13 protein-coding genes are annotated in these 16935 nt (G+C 53.6%); 8 read left to right on the top strand and 5 right to left on the bottom strand.

The genetic code is table 11. The annotated features are described in order from the left end of the window. Positions 1 to 225 precede the first annotated feature (225 nt). On the bottom strand, positions 226 to 1446 hold the full coding sequence (locus tag AAGJ81_07915; GenBank protein MEM0966055.1) for a serine hydrolase domain-containing protein: 1221 nt from the start codon (positions 1444 to 1446) through the stop codon (positions 226 to 228). A gap of 54 nt (positions 1447 to 1500) precedes the next feature. Between AAGJ81_07915 and AAGJ81_07920 the strand changes: the two genes are divergently transcribed. Further along, complete coding sequence (locus tag AAGJ81_07920; GenBank protein ID MEM0966056.1) at positions 1501 to 3360, top strand: serine hydrolase domain-containing protein; 1860 nt, start codon at positions 1501 to 1503, stop codon at positions 3358 to 3360. A gap of 82 nt (positions 3361 to 3442) precedes the next feature. On the opposite strand, the gene AAGJ81_07925 is transcribed toward AAGJ81_07920, so the two are convergent. Both AAGJ81_07925 and AAGJ81_07930 read right to left on the bottom strand, forming a co-directional pair. Then, on the bottom strand, positions 3443 to 4639 hold the full coding sequence (locus tag AAGJ81_07925; protein ID MEM0966057.1) for a DUF2851 family protein: 1197 nt from the start codon (positions 4637 to 4639) through the stop codon (positions 3443 to 3445). Beyond that, a complete protein-coding gene (locus AAGJ81_07930) occupies positions 4636 to 5127 on the bottom strand; it encodes an NYN domain-containing protein (GenBank protein MEM0966058.1) in 492 nt (163 codons plus the stop codon). Before AAGJ81_07930 ends, AAGJ81_07925 begins: the two co-directional genes overlap by 4 nt. A gap of 178 nt (positions 5128 to 5305) precedes the next feature. Between AAGJ81_07930 and AAGJ81_07935 the strand changes: the two genes are divergently transcribed. Then, positions 5306 to 6496: a mechanosensitive ion channel family protein gene (locus AAGJ81_07935; protein MEM0966059.1), complete on the top strand. Its 1191-nt coding sequence runs from the start codon at positions 5306 to 5308 to the stop codon at positions 6494 to 6496. 189 nt (positions 6497 to 6685) lie between these two features. Here AAGJ81_07935 and AAGJ81_07940 read toward each other — a convergent pair whose 3' ends face one another. Both AAGJ81_07940 and AAGJ81_07945 read right to left on the bottom strand, forming a co-directional pair. Continuing rightward, complete coding sequence (locus AAGJ81_07940; protein ID MEM0966060.1) at positions 6686 to 8668, bottom strand: alginate lyase family protein; 1983 nt, start codon at positions 8666 to 8668, stop codon at positions 6686 to 6688. Position 8669: 1 nt separating this feature from the next. Next, positions 8670 to 8930, bottom strand: coding sequence for a hypothetical protein (locus tag AAGJ81_07945; GenBank protein ID MEM0966061.1), 261 nt, complete (start codon positions 8928 to 8930; stop codon positions 8670 to 8672). A 99-nt stretch (positions 8931 to 9029) separates the two neighbouring features. Between AAGJ81_07945 and AAGJ81_07950 the strand changes: the two genes are divergently transcribed. From AAGJ81_07950 to AAGJ81_07975, 6 genes are all read left to right on the top strand, one after another. Beyond that, positions 9030 to 10256 (top strand): FAD-binding domain-containing protein, encoded by a 1227-nt coding sequence (locus AAGJ81_07950; protein ID MEM0966062.1) that lies wholly within the window; start codon positions 9030 to 9032, stop codon positions 10254 to 10256. Positions 10257 to 10307: 51 nt separating this feature from the next. Continuing rightward, positions 10308 to 11822 (top strand): TolC family protein, encoded by a 1515-nt coding sequence (locus AAGJ81_07955; protein ID MEM0966063.1) that lies wholly within the window; start codon positions 10308 to 10310, stop codon positions 11820 to 11822. Between the two features lie 233 nt (positions 11823 to 12055). Beyond that, positions 12056 to 12262, top strand: a complete 207-nt coding sequence (locus AAGJ81_07960) for a hypothetical protein (GenBank protein ID MEM0966064.1) — start codon at positions 12056 to 12058, stop codon at positions 12260 to 12262. A gap of 4 nt (positions 12263 to 12266) precedes the next feature. Beyond that, positions 12267 to 12569, top strand: a complete 303-nt coding sequence (locus tag AAGJ81_07965) for a hypothetical protein (GenBank protein ID MEM0966065.1) — start codon at positions 12267 to 12269, stop codon at positions 12567 to 12569. Positions 12570 to 12904: 335 nt separating this feature from the next. Further along, entirely contained in the window at positions 12905 to 15976 is a 3072-nt protein-coding gene (locus AAGJ81_07970; GenBank protein MEM0966066.1) for a thiamine pyrophosphate-dependent enzyme, read from the top strand. Between the two features lie 11 nt (positions 15977 to 15987). After that, a complete protein-coding gene (locus AAGJ81_07975; protein ID MEM0966067.1) occupies positions 15988 to 16908 on the top strand; it encodes an archaeosortase/exosortase family protein in 921 nt (306 codons plus the stop codon). The last annotated feature ends 27 nt before the right edge of the window (positions 16909 to 16935 follow it).

The following is a 16935-nucleotide window of genomic DNA, read 5'->3' on the forward strand; positions in this document are numbered from 1 at the left end:
TCTTCGTTAGACTAAGAATTTAGGGGAGTGGTTTTTTCGCAAGCGTCCAGTAGATGGCTTGATTTCCACTTGGTTCCGACGATGTGTTGCGGTCTTCAGGTAACGAGCTTTAACAGCGTTTCAATAGCTACTTTAAACCATTTTTTGAAACGGTAGTAGGTAATTGGCCACTCCAGTTTTATCTCCGTGGCTAGTGAAATCGATTTCAAACGGGATTTAAATTTTCTAGTGGAGCACCTTCAAGACAGTTTCTGCGACAGATTCAGCTGGCCCCGGCCCCTTAGGAAAGTTGGATAGATTTGTGAGAACAACGATCTTTGTTTCGGTTTCGTTGTGGATTGCGAAGAAGGCCTGATACCCGGGCACGTCACCGCGGTGCCCGATCCAGTCATTCCAACTTTCAATGCCAAACCCGTATACGACCGCGGACGTTTGGGTATCAGCCCAGTCGAAAAGGTAGGTCTTGGATTCTTCGGAGAGATAGGAGCCCGTCGCTATCGGACCCACCGCTCTGAGTAAATCGTCAGCCGTTGCGAAAAGAGACCCGGCAGCGTTTGTCCAGCTCACGTTGAAATCAGTCACGTCGGTGAGGAAATCACCGTATCCAATCGGCCAGTTTTGTTTAGCGTATCGATAACCCCGGGGCCTTTCCCGCGTATCGATACCATCCAGCCGGAGATACGTTTCCGACATGCCAAACGGGGTAAAGACCTTCTCTTCCAGCAAGGCTGAGAGGTTACCCTTGGTGGCTTCCTCAATGATCTGCCCGAGGAGAATGGTATGGGTGTTGGAATAACGGGCAATTGACGCCTCCTCGGGAGGCTCAGTTTGCTCGAACGCAAAAGGCAAAATCTCTTGGGCAGTCCAACTGTCAGACGGATTGGCAACGAGCATTTTCTGGAAATCCGCGTTACGAATCGCGTCGGGAAGACGGGCGGTGTGATTGCCGAGGCTCCGTATCTGCTTTTCAGATACAAAATCCGGGACACTGAGAAAATTGCCGACGGTCGTCTCACGATCCACGAGACCCTCGTCGGAAAGCAAAAGGAAGAGTGCGCAGACGAAGGGTTTTGCGACACTACCGACCGGAAATACAAGATCGGGCGACATGGGGCGGTTCGTTTCCGGGTCTGCGTATCCAACGGCGAATGTATCGGTTCGTCCCTCCGCCGTTCGATAGGCCACGACCGCACCCGGGATAGCGGTATCCGCAACGAGATCTTGCACGGCGGAGCGCACTGAATCCGTCGCGTTGGCGCGGGTTCCGACCGTAAAGGTGGTGAACAAAGCGCCAAACAAAAGCGTTCTTAAACCGGGTATCGACGAAAAGTGAGTGAGGGATAAGGCGAAGAACTTTTCTGGGATTACAGGAATGAGCCTCCGCAGAAACCCAACGGCGTTAAGAGCTATGACTTCACTGTTCTGGCCAACAGAAATTTTCATCATCGTTATCCCATTTTTAGCTTTAGCAGGGTATCAACAAGAGGCAGATATAAGCCTATGCCCTCCCGACGGCGCAACTTTGGATTATTGATGGCGATGGCGTTTTCTTCGCAGGCGCTAGGTGCCGAATTGGGTTATCCTTCGGAAACGGTGTCTGAAGCGATCGAAACGCTGCAGACTTTTGAGTTCTCGGATGGTTCTGCCGGGGGTGGGGTGGCAGTTGTTTCTGAGGATGGTTGGGTTGTCTTCCAAGGGTTGGGGGTTCTCAGGGACCGTTCTGATGCGATAGCGACCTTTTCTTTTCGAGCCGGTTCGGTGAGCAAATTGATCACGGCTCTTCTGGCGGCTCGATTGGTGGATTCGAGTGTAGTTGATTGGAATGATGTTATGGACGGACCGGAAAGAGGTTGGTTCGAGAATCGGTGGCCGGAGAGTCCAGTTACTCTAGCTCAGCTCTTTGAACACACGGCGGGCTTGGAGGGTTCGGATTATGTGGATTTTGGACAGTGGCCGGCTGATATTACTGCCGGAGAGTACATCAGTAGCCGAAAGCCTTTCGTTCTGCGATGGGAGCCGGGGAAACATTACTCCTACGCGAATAGCGGGGCGGTCCTCGCGGCAGGCTATATCGAAGCCGTCACTGGGATTGATTTCGATCAGCTGGTGGCAGAAGAAGTTTTTGCACCACTCGATATGGGAGCATCGACCTTTTTGCCGGAGATGGATTTGGAACCATGGTCGCGACCAGTTGCAGAGGAGGAACAAGGGATCCGCTGGTTCCCTGGAGTAAGAGCGGCCGGAAGCTTGGAGAGCACGTTACAAGACTTGAGTCAGGTCGTGCTGATGTTTTTGCGCGATGGTGCCGGTTCGGATGGGAGTGTTTTTCTCGAGGAGTCCACTATCGAACGGATACAGCGCTCCGAATCCTCGTTGGCGGCTAATCATGGAGCTGGAGATGCTGCCTATGGAATTGGTCTGTTCCCTTTTGTGATCGATGGCCGTGTTTTTCGCGGGCATTGGGGCCGGATTGATGGTTTTCAGACTACGCTGGGGTATTGTCGAAATACCGGTCGTGGATTCGTTGTGTGGACCGATCTAGCGACTCGCGGTGAAATGGGACAACTTCGATCGAAGGTGGCTGCAGTTATCAAGGATCCTGATCCTGTCAGCAATGGCACGGGCAACCTCCAGGAGGGAAGAGACTGGGAGTGTTTCTCGGGTATCTATCGTAATTTCACTCACGACATGAAGGTGCGCACGGGCCTTTTTGGTCTTTTGAGTGCCATCCGTATCGAGTCCGTCGGAGAGTTAATACAAATAAGTGGCGTTTGGCCATGGAGCCCATCGATGTCTGTCTGGGAGCCAGACGAGAAGGGTGTTTTCCGGCTTCAGGATTTTCCTCTCGCTTCGGGAGTGCTCGTGGAAGAGGGGAACGCCTCTTACTGGATTGATGGGGAGAGTTGGCGGAGAACGAACGCTTTGACATTTTGGGTGGAGGGAGTGGCACTTTTTGGCGGAATTCTGATGTTGGTCATCGGAAGCACTCTCTTACCGGCCTACGTCGCTGGTTCGGCGGTGATTGCAATCTTCCGAAGAACCGCCCTTTTTTGGGAAAGCGTTCGGTTTTGGGGCTGGATCTGGATCACTCTGGGATCGTGGGTGGGCCTTCTGTTTCTTCTTAGCTTTGTCAGCTGGGGCATCTTTGGCGGAACAGGAGATATCGCGGAGCTTTCACGGCCTGGGCCTGAAGCACTTCTGTTGGCGGCCTGTAGTGTGGTCGGCCCTCTTCTCTCGATAGGTTTGTTGTTGGCGTGGAGGAGGTTGGGTGGTTTTCAGCGGATTTTGGCGATCAGTCAGCTGGTGTTTTGGATTGAGTTAGTAGTTCTTGGGCTCGTTCCCTTGATTTCCTGGGTCTGACCAATCGAGGACACAAGATACCTCTTTTTATTCACGTCTCCGTATCAGATTGAGATTGTTGGGTTGTTTCTGAGCGGTTTGCTCAAGGCTTGCGATAGTCGGGCTCAAGGACTCGAAATGCTCCTTGGATAAGGCCGTTGCAAAGAGGGCGACCGCGGCCGGTTAGTGAGAGGGTTTGAAGTGCTTCTTTCAAATGATCGGGTGCGTCACCACACGGCCAAGCGTACCAAATGGGAAATTGGGACTGCCCCTTTTTCTCCGCGAGCAGTGGAAGAAACCCATCAGTGATCCAATTGTGGAAACGGGAGCCACCGACGCCTGGAGTGAAGAACGAGCGGAGGTTCTCCTCGGTCTCACGCAACTTCCAGCCTTTGCGTTTCGATGATACGCGGAGTGGCGTGCCCTTCGTCCAAGTGGCTCGGGGTAGATTGGTTCGGGATTCCAAGTCCGTAGGCCACGCCACGCCGCGCTTTTCGATCCACGCTCCATAGTTCAAAAGCCGTCTTCGTGGATGATTGGCCGGACGAAGGCCGGCTAACTTCCATTGACCTCCCATGGAGGCATACGCCTCATTCGCAGTGGATTCGGGGTCTTGAGACCATTGTTCAAGTGGGAACGTTGCGGCAACTACACTCATGGGAGCCCGATTTCGCCTAAGGCCTAAAACTTCAAGAAACACTTGGTGGCAGGCATCCGTCCATGATGTTGCCAAAAGTCGTCGCTCGGCCACTTCGCACTTCCTCGACCATCGCTCCCAAGCCGCTTCCAGAAGAACGGTTTCTCTTGCCTCGATCGGAAGGGAAGCCAAAGGAGCCAGTTTCTGAGGCAAACCCTTGTCCAAAAGGTCCTCAGAGCCATGGTCCTCAAGGTAGCTTTCCAGGTCCTGATCCAAGTATTTGAGCCACTCCAGAGTTTCAAAGGAGGGGACAGGGAGATCGGACTGCCCCTTCTGCCGTTTTGGGAAAAGAACAACGTGAAGAATGACGTTGGCAAAGTTTGGGTCTGATCCGTGTTTGTGTTTCCACCAGTCCTCCTCATGGAGGTGGATTTCGATGTCACCATGCACGCGCACTCCGTCCATTTCCAGAATAGCACCACGGAAGTCCGGACCTTCCTGAAAGTTCCATCGTCCGGGATCGAGGATTTCAAGGCGTCGGCCGCTTCGAGTCACCATGTCGGCCTGGCGAAAGGTGCGGGAAGCCCAAATTCGCTGAACTTGTTTTTCCTCTAAAAACACCGGACCGTACAACCCGGTGAGCTCCTCTACGCGGGCAGTCATTCGAGATCCTCCCAGAGATCTCCCAGTGAGTTCTCCCAGGTTTTCGATTTCTTGCCGCTCGATCGGGAAGTGATTCTTTTTTCACAACGCGTTACCCAATCCTCGAAACCCGAACCATCAATGAAGAAGGCTCCTCGGGCGGCAGAGGCCTCCCGGATCATGTTGTCGCGACTGGCAACGGTGATTTGTTCGGGCTGTCTAGAGCGGGCTAGTAACTGCTCAATGACCCCGTCTGCTGAAAGCTGACTCGAAGCATAGACAACAGAAAAAGTGACCCTTTGACACGGACGCTCGATTTGAACAGTTTTCTCCCGACCGTCGAAGACTACCGTAACCCGTATCCCCTCTTCGTCGTGAATCGCACGAGCCATACGGATGAGGCTTTCACACGCGGCTTCCTGGCTCTCCTCAAGAAGCTTTTTCAGCGAAGGGAGGCTATGGATCACGTTGTAACCGTCGATCAATAGATGTTTCCCTTCCTGCTTCATGAACCGCTCCTACCTCCTCGGAGAAAGAGCAAACCCTTCTAGATAGAACCGCAAACGGATTCTCCTTTTGGAAGAGCCCGAAAGGATAAAAGCAACCGACAGATATTCATAAGGGCCTGACTAAGAATGGCTAACGAGTAAAATATGGAAGGGAACGAAGGGTGGGCGAACAAAAATAATGTCAAATAAATTTAACCTGGTTTATTTTAATCAGATTCCGGGTCCGGAAAGTGGTCTCTATTCTGCTCTCTCGACTCCCATGATTTTGGGGTCTTTTCTTCAGTTTGAGCTATTTGGGGGCAACCGGATTTGGCAGATTGGTGGGCTCTTCTTAGTACTTCTGGTGGGTCTGATCGCTGGGAAAATCCTGAAGGGGATTTTTCGACGGCGGTCAGACCATTTGGTAGACAAGCGCCCTGTTACAGCCGCTTTCTTAGGCGGACTCGCGAGCTCGGTGGTTTTCCTCACCTTCGCCCTCGGGCTGTTCTCAGGCACGAGTCTTCTTTCGCTCGGAGATGCAGCTGAACTGATTCAGACGGTTGTCGGTGTGGTTCTGACTCTGGCCGTAGCATGGACCGCCCACTGTCTGATCGAGGGGCCAAAGGTTTGGATGGCGGGTAGGGCGAGCAAGACTCAGAGCAAGTTGGATGACATGCTGGTCCCGATTGTTTCCAAGAGTCTCTCGATCACCATTGGAGTCCTAGCGATCGTTCAGATTGCGCAGATCCTTAGTGGGAAAGAGGTCTCATCCATCCTCGCGGGTCTTGGGATTGGTGGTTTGGCCTTTGCTTTGGCCGCCCAAGATACGATTAAGAATTTCTTTGGGTCCATCCTACTTCTTTCGGACCGGCCCTTCGAAATTGGTGACCGTATCCTGGTCGATGGATACGACGGACCGGTCGAAGCTGTAGGGATGAGATCCACCCGAATCCGCACCCTCACGGGTCACGTCGTCACTATACCGAACGGCGAGCTTGCGAATAAGTCGGTAGAGAATGTTTCAAAGCGGCCTCATATCCGCCGCCTGTTCAACATCACCATCACTTACGACACTCCACCGGATAAAGTGCGGGAGGCGAAAGCCATTTTGGAGGATATTCTCAAGGATCATGAGGGGATGGATGCCAACTTTCCACCGAGGGTCTACTTCAACAATTTTGAGAGTAGTGCGCTCAACCTCTTCTGCATCTACTGGTATCATCCAGCTGCCTACTGGGACTTTCTTGCATTTGGCGAGAAAGTGAATCTCGAGATTCTGGATCGCTTCAATGTGGCAGGAATCGACTTCGCCTTCCCAACGCAGACGCTTCACTTGGCCGGAGATCCCTCCCGGCCGTTGGAGATTGGGGTGGCCGGGGGCTTATCCTGAATGGGCTAGTTTAAGGATGTGTTAGGAAAATTCTGTAGCATCGCGCCGTAAGGCGGATGATCGCGCCACTCTCGGGTTTCATCGAGCAATACGGGTCGTCGGTGTAACCACCGACGCTACCCTCGAAGGTTCCTCAGTGCACGGTAAATTGGTGTCATTTGGTTCTACCCTCTCAGTAGCATAATGCTCCTATTTATGAACGGGAAGATCGAGACGGAACTGGTGGGCTTCGTTCTCTTTGTAGACGCTGAGGGTTGCCTCTGAGCCAGAGACTCCCGGTTGTGCCGCTTCCAACTGTTTACTGGCCAAGACCCACGAGAATATCGCGATGTTAGATGGTGAACTTTCGTAGAGCAGAACGGAGTTAGGAACTCTTTCGTTATATTCGGGAGAGTACCAGCCCTGGAGTTGGCCCTCCTCGACGCCTCGCAACTCCTCGACGCCTGTCGGCACGTTTGCTGCCATTCGCCATATCGCGACGGTCTCCTCAGACTCTTTGACAGCCCAGCCTTTCGGATGACGAACCAGAGCAAGGTCAGGATGAAAGCGCCATCGAAAAGTCACTTGATCGGAAACCGGTAACTCGACTAGATCGACAATCCAGACAAAGCCATCCCCTAAACTCACGGTTCTCTGGTGCCTCCCCTCCCAACCGGAAGAACCTACCTGACGGAGTGGGATCTCTCCTGTTACCCGAAGCAGCCCGTCGATCTCTTCGATCTTTAAATCTTCCTGAGGGACGGAGGCGATTCGGTCAGGGATTACTCTTTCGAATTTCCCGAAGGTTGGAACATTGTGCGAAAGCGGGCCCCGAAAAAACGCAGACCATTTGTCATCGCGGTAGACATAGCGCCCTGAATCAACGAGTAAATTCTTGCCCATCAGGCTGGCTGAAACGTGGAGCCGGTCATTCTGCTGATGGTCCGCACCGAAAGGTCCAGCATCGAAGAATACCCAATCGGCTTCGGGTCCCCAATCGGATCGCAGAATTGCCTGCCCAGCCCACGGAAATACTTTTGATGGGGGATCCTCCGGTGCTTCCCCTTCCTCCTCCTGTGTCGCTATGTAGAGCCAGTCGGGACGGTCATAGTAGCGGGCTAATAGCTTTAACTGGGCTGCATTCGGTTCGAGATCGGAGTCGTTGTTGAGGGGGCCCGTTCCGTCTGGGCGTGTCACTCTAGCGTAGTAATCCCAGAGCATTTCCATTTGAGGTTTCATCTTCTCTGCCGAATCAGACGCGTCCGAGCCGACAAGGATGCTGTAGAGGCGCTGGAAAGACGATCCGGCGATCCATTGATAGTGATTCGCCAGCTCCTTGTGGGCTCCGTCGGGATAGATTTGAAGATCCATTTCCTCCAGGGCACGGTCCACGGCATAGCCCATCCACTCCTCCGCATGGTTAAATTCGGGCCAAACTGCTGCGATCGCCGCGAGGGACATCATCTCGGTTACCAGGTGATTTCCGCCGAAGTGATGAAAGTTCTTCAAATAATTCGCGTGGCGCGCAGCCCCTGCAATCACCGCCAACTCAGCTTCCTCACTGAAAGCAGGGTGGTTTCGAAGTTCAGCGTATACCGGCAACCACGAGTCGACATAACGGCGGGCTGCTTCGAGAGCGCGCCACGATGCAGAAAAACTCTGCTTATCCGGAGGTGGAAACTTCCAGAACCAATCCAGTAGATAATCATTCAATTGGGCGACAAACTCGTCATGGCCCTGGGCTTGGTAGAGGACCATCATTTCGCGGAGAAAAAAATGGCGGTGCAAAAACCAGGTCCACTCAGGATCACCCCGAGGGCCGCGGTTTTCCCAGTCGATAGTTCCATCTTCAAGGAGCGCATCACCCTCAACCCCTTGGAAGGAGAAACGCCCCCGCCACGCGGCGAGTGCGTTGATCAGTGTTTGCTGCTCTACGGGTAGTGGGTCTGGCAGTGCCCAGATAGGAATCTCTTTAGCGCGAAAGTACGTGAGAAGAGTGTTCTGGGCAGTTTCAAAATCTTCTTGGGTGATCTGCTGAAAAAACTCCTGCAGGCCCGGCGTTTCCGGATCTAGGCGTTCCGCAATTTCCAGTAAGAGTGCTTCTTCCGCGTTAGAGGGTCGTTCTGCTACTTCCTTATCAGAAGAACATCCGACAAAAAAACCTGGCAGTGCGAGCAGAAGTGCTCTCCACATGCTAGCGATTCTTCACAGGGAGTTGCTCAAGACCGCGCGCCAGAAGCCGCCCTAATGGTCCAGAGAAAAAAAGGATAAGGACTCCCGCCAAAACCAGGATTGTTGGGGGTAAAACCACGGTTACCAAAAACGTTTGCCAATAGACTAAACCGATTTTTCCCCAGGAAGCGGCTACGCCGGTGAGGCCCTGAAGTACTCCCTCAAGGATCGAATAGAGCCCGATCAATCGAATCACCAGGACCGCTAAAGTCTGTGCCGTCATAGGGGATGGATGTCAGAAGTTGCAGCCCACGGCAAGTTTCCCTGAAACCAATCCGCTCATCCGTTTGCAGTGGAGTAAAAGTAGAACCCACATTTACCAATGAGATCCTGGGAACCCACAAGAGATGCTGGCCTGCGAAGACTCGATGAGTTTTTGTCGGCGGCAGGAAGGTACGCCCGGCAGCGCAATTTTGACCGTGGACCAGAGGACCGGTCGAACGTATCCGTTCTCTCCCCCTACATCCGGCATCGATTGATTACCGAGAAGGAGACCTGTGAGGAAGTGCTTTCGCGCTACCGCTTTGGCCAAGTCGAAAAATTTATTCAGGAGGTCACTTGGAGAACCTACTGGAAGGGTTGGCTGGAAATGCGGCCCGGTGTTTGGGAGGACTGGCTTCGAGAGCGCGATCTTGATCTGGAACGGCTCAGCGAAGCTGGTAGAGACAGTCTAGCCAAGGCGGTTTCCGGCGAGACGGGCATCCAGTGTTTCGACCAGTGGAGCCGAGAGCTCACCGAAGACAATTACTTGCACAATCATGCCCGTATGTGGTTTGCCAGTATTTGGATTTTTACTCTCGAGTTGCCGTGGACTCTCGGTGCGGATTTTTTCGTCCAGCACCTTCTTGATGGCGACCCCGCGTCCAACACGCTGAGCTGGAAGTGGGTAGCGGGTCTACAAACGGCGGGGAAGCACTACCTCGCCCGTGAATCCAACATCGAAAAATACACAGAAGGTCGGTTCACAGCCTCTGGCCAGCTGCGTGAATCTGCGGATCCTTTGCCTTTTTCCGGACATCCAGAGCCACAGACGCCTTCTTTACCAGAATCCCTCGAGGACGATCCTCCACAGTCAAGCGACGGTTTGTTTCTGACGATAGACGACCTCAACCCGGAGTCTTTCTTCGAGGACCTTTCGGTTTTTCGGATTGTTGGCGGGGGAAGGCCCGAACGTTCCCGTGAGTCCGTTCGAGAGGCTGAACCAGTTGCCGAGTTTCGGGATCAGGCAGCGGGGGATGCCTTGGAGCGGGTTTTGTCCGCAGGGGCTCAAACGATTAGGGCTCTACCAGGCTCGGAAACAGAGACAGTAGTCGACTGGGCCCGAAAGGGAGGGGTGAAAAGACTCTGGATCCCTTATTCCCCGATAGGCCCAACCAGGGACGGATTACGCCCGATCATTGAGCAGCTCGAACAAAATGGCATTTCAACAAGATTCTACCTCAGGGAATGGGACCGCAGCCTGTGGCCCTACGCAAAATCGGGGTTTTTTCGGTTTAAAAAAGGGTGCGAGAAAAGAATACAGGACCTTCTAGAAATTCCAATCGAATGATCGCGGCCTCTTGACCTCGGCGGGATACCAGAGTAGCACTCCGCTCACGGAATGAAACGATACTGCCTACTGCTTTCACTGGTTCTTGCGGGCCATCTAGACTCCCAGATCACGGAGACGTATACCACCGTTCAGTCGGATGCAAATGAGGAGGACTTACCCCCTCCCGTCGATCCCGATGTTCTTTCCACTCTCGTAAGGAGTGACCAAACGGGCGGACCTTCTCTCTCTTTGGGGCAGGCGATGGCCCTTGCTCTCCAAAACAACTTTACCCGCAAGATTAGCCAAGAGAACGTTTCGCTGGCGAGGGCTGCCGTAGACCAAGCGCGAGGTCCGGTTTTGCCTCAGGTAGGAATTGGAGTGACCTACCAGCAGGTAAACGAAGACCAGACACAGGTGCAGGCAGGTTTCTCTCCGGAAAATCAGACCAGTTTGGATTTTACCGCTAGTCAAATGATCTACGATGACTCGCAGGTAACTGATTTTCGGACGAGTCGCAGAGAGCTTGAGGCTGCACAGGAAGCGGATGATTCAGTTAAACTAGACGTCGTTGAGGAAACTGGGATTGCTTACGTCAGCGTTCTTTCCATCGCGTCCTCGCTTCGAATCGCTGAAGACAATCTAAGGATTACACGAGAGAATCTCGAACTATCACGCATCCGTAGGGATATTGGGACGGCAGGACCAGAGGAAGTCCTTCGTTTTGAGTCGGAGGAGGCACAGCAGGAGAGCACGCTGTGGTCGACTCGGAGTCTGCTGCACAGCGCGGTAAATGATCTCAACCGTGCTCTCGGCGAGCCACCGGATCGGTCGTGGACGCTGGAAGACCTGTCGCTGGATACAAACGTTTTTCGTACTACTCTCTCTGTTCTCATACCACTTGCGAACACCCAGCAGTCATCGGATCAGTTTCGGGTAGCGAGTATCCAGTTTGCGTTGGCGCGGTCACCCGAGCTTTCTTCGCTTAACTTTTCTGCGGATGCTCAGAGGCTTCGGCTTGCAGAGAGCCGACGGAGTTTTTTCGTTCCCGAAGTCTCGGCCTCTTTTGTTTACAGCCAGATTCTCGATTCCGAATATACCTCCGGCGCATTGGGCGCGACTGATGAGGAAGACACCTGGACTTTTCTGGTCGGCGCGACTCTTCCCTTGTTTGAAGGGGGTAGCCGTTTTGGCGATGCGCGGCAGGCTCGGGCGGAAGTGAGAAGCCTCGAGTTTCAGGAAGCGCGTTTGCGGCAGACGATCTCAGTCAACGTCAGCAACTCGCTCTCGGATCTGGCTAGTTCCTGGCAGTCAATCCGTCTGTCGAGAATCGCAGCTGACCGCGCGCAGGAGAACTTACGGATAGTTCAGGACAAGTACGAACAAGGGAGTGTATCCAACATTGACCTACTCGACGCTCAGAACAATGCCCTCGTGCAGCGGCAGACTGCGTCGATTGAACTCTACCGTTTCTTCGAGGATCTGATTTCTTACCAAAGATCATTGTCCTGGGCGGAGCCGCTGGCGGACAACGCAGCAAGAGAGGAGTTTGTCGAGAGCTTCACGGCACTAATGAATGGTGGGTGAGTGTGGCTTCCTCAAAGGACCAAGTAAATGAGCTACAAAGGACTCTAGAGTGTTTGTAGAATGTCATTGCGCAGCGGCATTCGGACACCCAATTCGAAGTCGAATTCAGGTTCTATAGCTCATGAGCACGAAAGTGAATTAGACGAAGCGTTCGTTTCCGGTAGAAATTTAGAACCAACTGCCTTCGAAAAGCTGGACTTGTAGAAATCAGGAAAAACAGCCATGTTGGTAGCATGAACGCAGCGCAAGTCATTGAGGAAATCGATGCCATGTCCGCTGAGGAGCGTGACAAAGTTATGGCCCATTTTAGTCACGTCCAGGAGTGTCGATTCCACGAAGAGCAAGCGAAGATCGCCGAGCAGAGACTGGAAGACCTTGAGAGCGGTTTGACCTCAACAGTATCGCACGAAGAAGCGATGAGAATGGTCCGCGAAGGCTAGGTGAATGCGGATCCGCCACCTGAAAGAAGCCGTCGCCGACCAGCGGCGGGAAGCTTTGTTTTGGCAAAAACAAAGGTCCGGACTTGAAAAAGAGTTCGCTAAGGAGTTCGAAGCCGCGATCCAAGCGATCAGCCTTTCACCCGATGGATACATCCGGGTCTCAAAGAAACGGGAACTGCGACGTTTCCACGAGAAGCGGTTCCACACGCAAATCATTTACGAATATTTGCCGGATGAAGATCTTCTGCGAATCGTTCGCGTCTACAACGCCCGCATGAATCCAGCCCCGTTTGTTCCGAAGAAATGATTTGGCTTCCTTCGGAGCATTGGTTTTGGAGTCGAAGCTGGTCGTTTTCGACGCAGCCTATGCCTCGGATAGAATCGAAGTACAGCCCGAGGACGGTGTCGGTTTTTTCCGTTGGGCGCGTCGGAGGGGAGCGGGCACTGAGCTACAACACAGCGTCCGGTGTTGTAGAACGCACTTTGCGGTCGATTTGGTTTTCCGCCGCAATCGCAATTGTCTTGTTCTATCGAACAAGGCTACTGGGTTTCATTAGGTGCCCTGTATTCGACACGCCCCAGAGAGGGACCCACGAAACCGCTTGAGTTCAGGGGTTTCTCTCTCTGAGATGGGGCGTTTACATGGCCAGTCGTAAAAAACCCGCTATCGCCGAGCTGACTCGTGATGAGAAGCAGCAGCTGCTCCGTTTGATGATCGAGAGTCGGATGGGCGACTTGCGCGAGCAGAGTTTATTGCGGCAAGGGCACGGGTGGTTCCACGTTGGCGGGATTGGCCATGAAGCGATAGCGGCGGTTGCCGCGCATTTAACTCCGGATGATTTTATTGCTCCTTACTACAGGGATCGAGCGCTTGTTCTGGCCCGTGGACTCACCACTCATGACATAGCGCTTACTTTTTTTGGGAAACGGGGTTCATCCAGTGGCGGACGGCAGCTACCGGGGCATTTCTCTTCCCGGAAAAACAATATTTGGTCTCACCCATCTCCTATAGGGTCTCACCTTCTTCCGGCGTGCGGAATCGCCTGGGGAATCAAACTGGATGGCAAGTCGGATGTGGTGATTGCTTCTACCGGAGAAGCGGCGTCACGTCAGGGAGACTTTTTCGAAGCGGCCTGTGTGGCCGTAGAGAAAAAACTGCCGATCGTTTTTGTTGTCGAAGACAACGGTATCGCCATTAGCACGCCTAACCGTGATGCGAATCCACTGGCGCTCGGAATTTTGGATCCTGAGCGGTGGGTGAAAGCAGATGGCGCTTCCGTAGCGGAAGTGCATACGGCAAGTGCGGAAGCAATTTCCAAAGCGCGATCCGGAGGGGGTCCGAGTTTCCTCTGGCTCGATCTAGAGCGGGGCACAAGCCATTCCAGTGCGGATGACCATCGTCTCTATCGGGGAAAGCCTGAGCTCGACCTCACCGAGGCGCGGGACCCGATCAAGGCATTGCAGGAAGAGCTCATTCAGGATGGAGCTTTGTCCGAGGAGGGGTTGGCTGCACTGGAGAAAGAACTGAAGGACAGTGCCCGGAAAACTTATCAGGAAGCACGAAAGGCAGACGATCCGGATGATTCAGAAGTGACTCTACACCTGACGGATTCCGCTCCCCCTATCGCACAGAAACCTCCGGTCAACCTAAAGGAGCGGATGCGCCTTCTCGATGCGGTCAACGAGACGTTCAAGCAGGTTCTTTCCCGAAACAAGGACTCATTGTTTTATGGCCAGGATATTGCCGATCCAAAAGGGGGAGTGTTCCGGCTGACCGCAGGGCTCTCCACGGCCGATCCGGAGAGGGCAATGAATTCGCCCGTTGCCGAGTCGACAATTCTAGGGCTTGCCTGCGGTCTCGCCTCCTATGGTAAGAAACCGTTCTTTGAAATTCAATTCATCGACTTCATCGGGCCCGGGTGGAATCAATTGGCAAATAACTTGACCAACCTCCGGTGGCGGAGTTTTGGAGACTGGACCTGTCCAGCGGTTATTTATGCTCCCTACGGAGCCTACCTTCCGGGTGGAGCGATTTGGCATAGCTCTTCCAGTGAGGGCCTCTTTGCTAACCTTCCCGGATTGACGATTGTGGTTCCGAGCACACCGGAGGATGCCGCCGGTTTGATCTGGAGTGCAAATCAAGCGACCGACCCTATCCTCATGCTCTTGCCCAAGCATCTTCTTTGGGAGGAGCAGAAGCTGCCGGAGAAGATTCGGGCAGCTCCTATCGGGAGGGCCCGACTACGGAGGTCCGGCCACATGGTCACAGTAGTTGCATGGGGGAACTGTGTTGAGTTGGTCGAAGAAGCGATCGAAAAGCTCGGCGATGATAGCCAGGTCGAGCTCATTGATCTCCGCACCATCGTTCCCTGGGATCGCGAAACGGTTTTCAACTCGGTTCGCAAGACAGGGCGTTTGTTAGTGGTTCAGGAAGATGCCGATCCATGCAGTGTGGGGCAGGCGATTGTCTCAGAGGTGATCGAAACTCCTGATATTTGGCCACGCTTACAGGCGGCACCTCGGATCGTTTCGAGGGATAACGCTCCAGTCGGTTTCCATCCGACCTACGAGTATTCCGCCCTCCCGGATTCCGAGACTATCCTCGGGAAAATCAAAGAGATGGTCACTTCCAAAGCGTCGCCACCGTCAGCGGAGACCATTGCACCGCCGATGCCGGCCTTGGCCCCGGAGATTAACATGGTCGAGGATGAGCCGGTCGTTGCTGGTCCGTCAGAGGAGACGATCAAGGTTCCTGTTCTCGGAGAGGGGATTACCCGAGCGCGTCTACTCACCCTCTTCAAGAAGGAAGGAGAGAGCTTCGAGCCCGACGAATCCATCTGTGAAGTCGAGACAGACAAGGCCGTTTTTCCTATCGAGGCTCCCGAAAGTGGGGTGATTGAGGAATGGATGTTCGAAGAGGGTGACGAGGTCGGGGTTGGCGACATTATCGCCCGCTGCACTTTCGCATCCAGCAGTTCCACCGCAAGTAGTCCGAGCGCGGCGCTCTCAGGGGCCGAAGAGGCAAACATCCGTCGCTTCAAACAATACGAAGAACCGAACGGTGAGATCGCAAAAACCTCCGGATTGTCTGCTGAGATCATTCAGCAAATGCAGGGCCTTGTTCCGGCGACCATTGTAACGAAGGCCCGTTGGGCTCCGATTCGTGCCGTTCGGCAAAAGGCAAAGGACGAAGGCAAAGCCCCACCCAGTCCCTCGGCGATTGCCGGATGGAGTCTGGTCCAGGCGATGAAGAAACACCGACGGTTTACGCACACTCTCCTCATGGGGAAGATGCCTCGGGCAATTGGAGATTTTGACCTAGGGATCGCGGTATCTCTTCCGGGCGATAGCCTTGCGACAGCGATCGTGCCCGACGCCAACCGAAGAGAGTGGGCAGAGTTCCACGATTTGTTCCTGAAAGCAGTGGACGACACCCGGAAAGGACGCTTCCAGCCCAAAACACGGATACCGATCCTACTCTCGACCATGGGTAATTACGATGTCCAGTCGGCTACCCCAATTGTCGTGCCACCTTCCATCGCAACTCTCTTTGTCGGGTCTGCGCATTATGAGTTGGATCCCGAGACCAAGGGTGAGAGTAGTCGCGAAGTGGTCCGTTTGGTTCTCACTTTTGACCACCGCTGGATCAACGGTGCAGGATCGGCCTCCTTCCTGAGTGAAGTAAAGGGCAACTTGGAGAACTTTGACCTCTAGAGGGACCTCAAATGTCGTCCTCTGGTAGTGCTCTCCGTGAAGCTACCGTCCGTATCAAAAGGCCGGATTTTCTCCTGTTTTTCGGACTGGCAGTGGGTTTGGTTGTCTGGTTTTTCCTCTCTCTTCCGGCTCCGCTTCGCGATGCAGAGCAGATTACCAACACTGCGATCTTACTGGGCCTTTTGGCCTTTTACCTGGTGTTTGATTTTAGACCCCAGATTGCGTCACCGGACGAACCGACAGGACTTTCGCTGAACTGGGCAGCGATTGGGTTTATCGTCGCCGCACTGTCGTTCGTTTTAGCACCGGGTGTTGGGAAGGTGTTTCTTCTTTTTGGATCGATTTGCTGTTTCTTGCGGGCAGCGGGAGGTGTGCTTCTTCATCCTTCTGCGAAGCGTCTTATCAATTCTCTTTTCATCGCCTTCACCATTTTCGGTGCGCTTCTGGTTGCTCTGCCGTTTCTGGACTATCCGTTACGGATTCTTGCCGGACAATGGTCGGCGAAGGCCTTTGATTGGATCCGCCAGTCGACCGAGCTCTTCTTCGTCGTGCAGGATGGAGTTCCGATGCTCCTCCTAGTGGTCAACGAGCGTCCATTTCACGTGGCGGCAGAATGCAATGGATTCGGACTCCTCGGAACCAGTTTAATCCTTACCTTTGCGTTCTGGTTTTATCGAAAGGTATCCGTATTGGATGGGTTTCTGCTACTGATAGCCGCTGTATTCCTCGCACTTGTAGGAAATTTGGTCCGTATTTTTGTGATCGTCAGTCTGGCTCCACTGGTAGGCGACCACTACATGCTGATGCACGAGATCGTGGGTACGGTGGCGTTCTACGGTTTTCTGGCGATCCAATGGTGGTTGATCGCAGGTTTTGGGCGGTCGCCTCGACAGGCGAGGGTAGAGACTCCCAATGCAGAGGGCGTTGCGTAAAGTCCATTTCGGCAGTGAGAAGATCAT

This window comes from Verrucomicrobiota bacterium (assembly GCA_038744685.1).
Lineage (GTDB): Bacteria > Verrucomicrobiota > Verrucomicrobiia > Opitutales > Puniceicoccaceae > Puniceicoccus.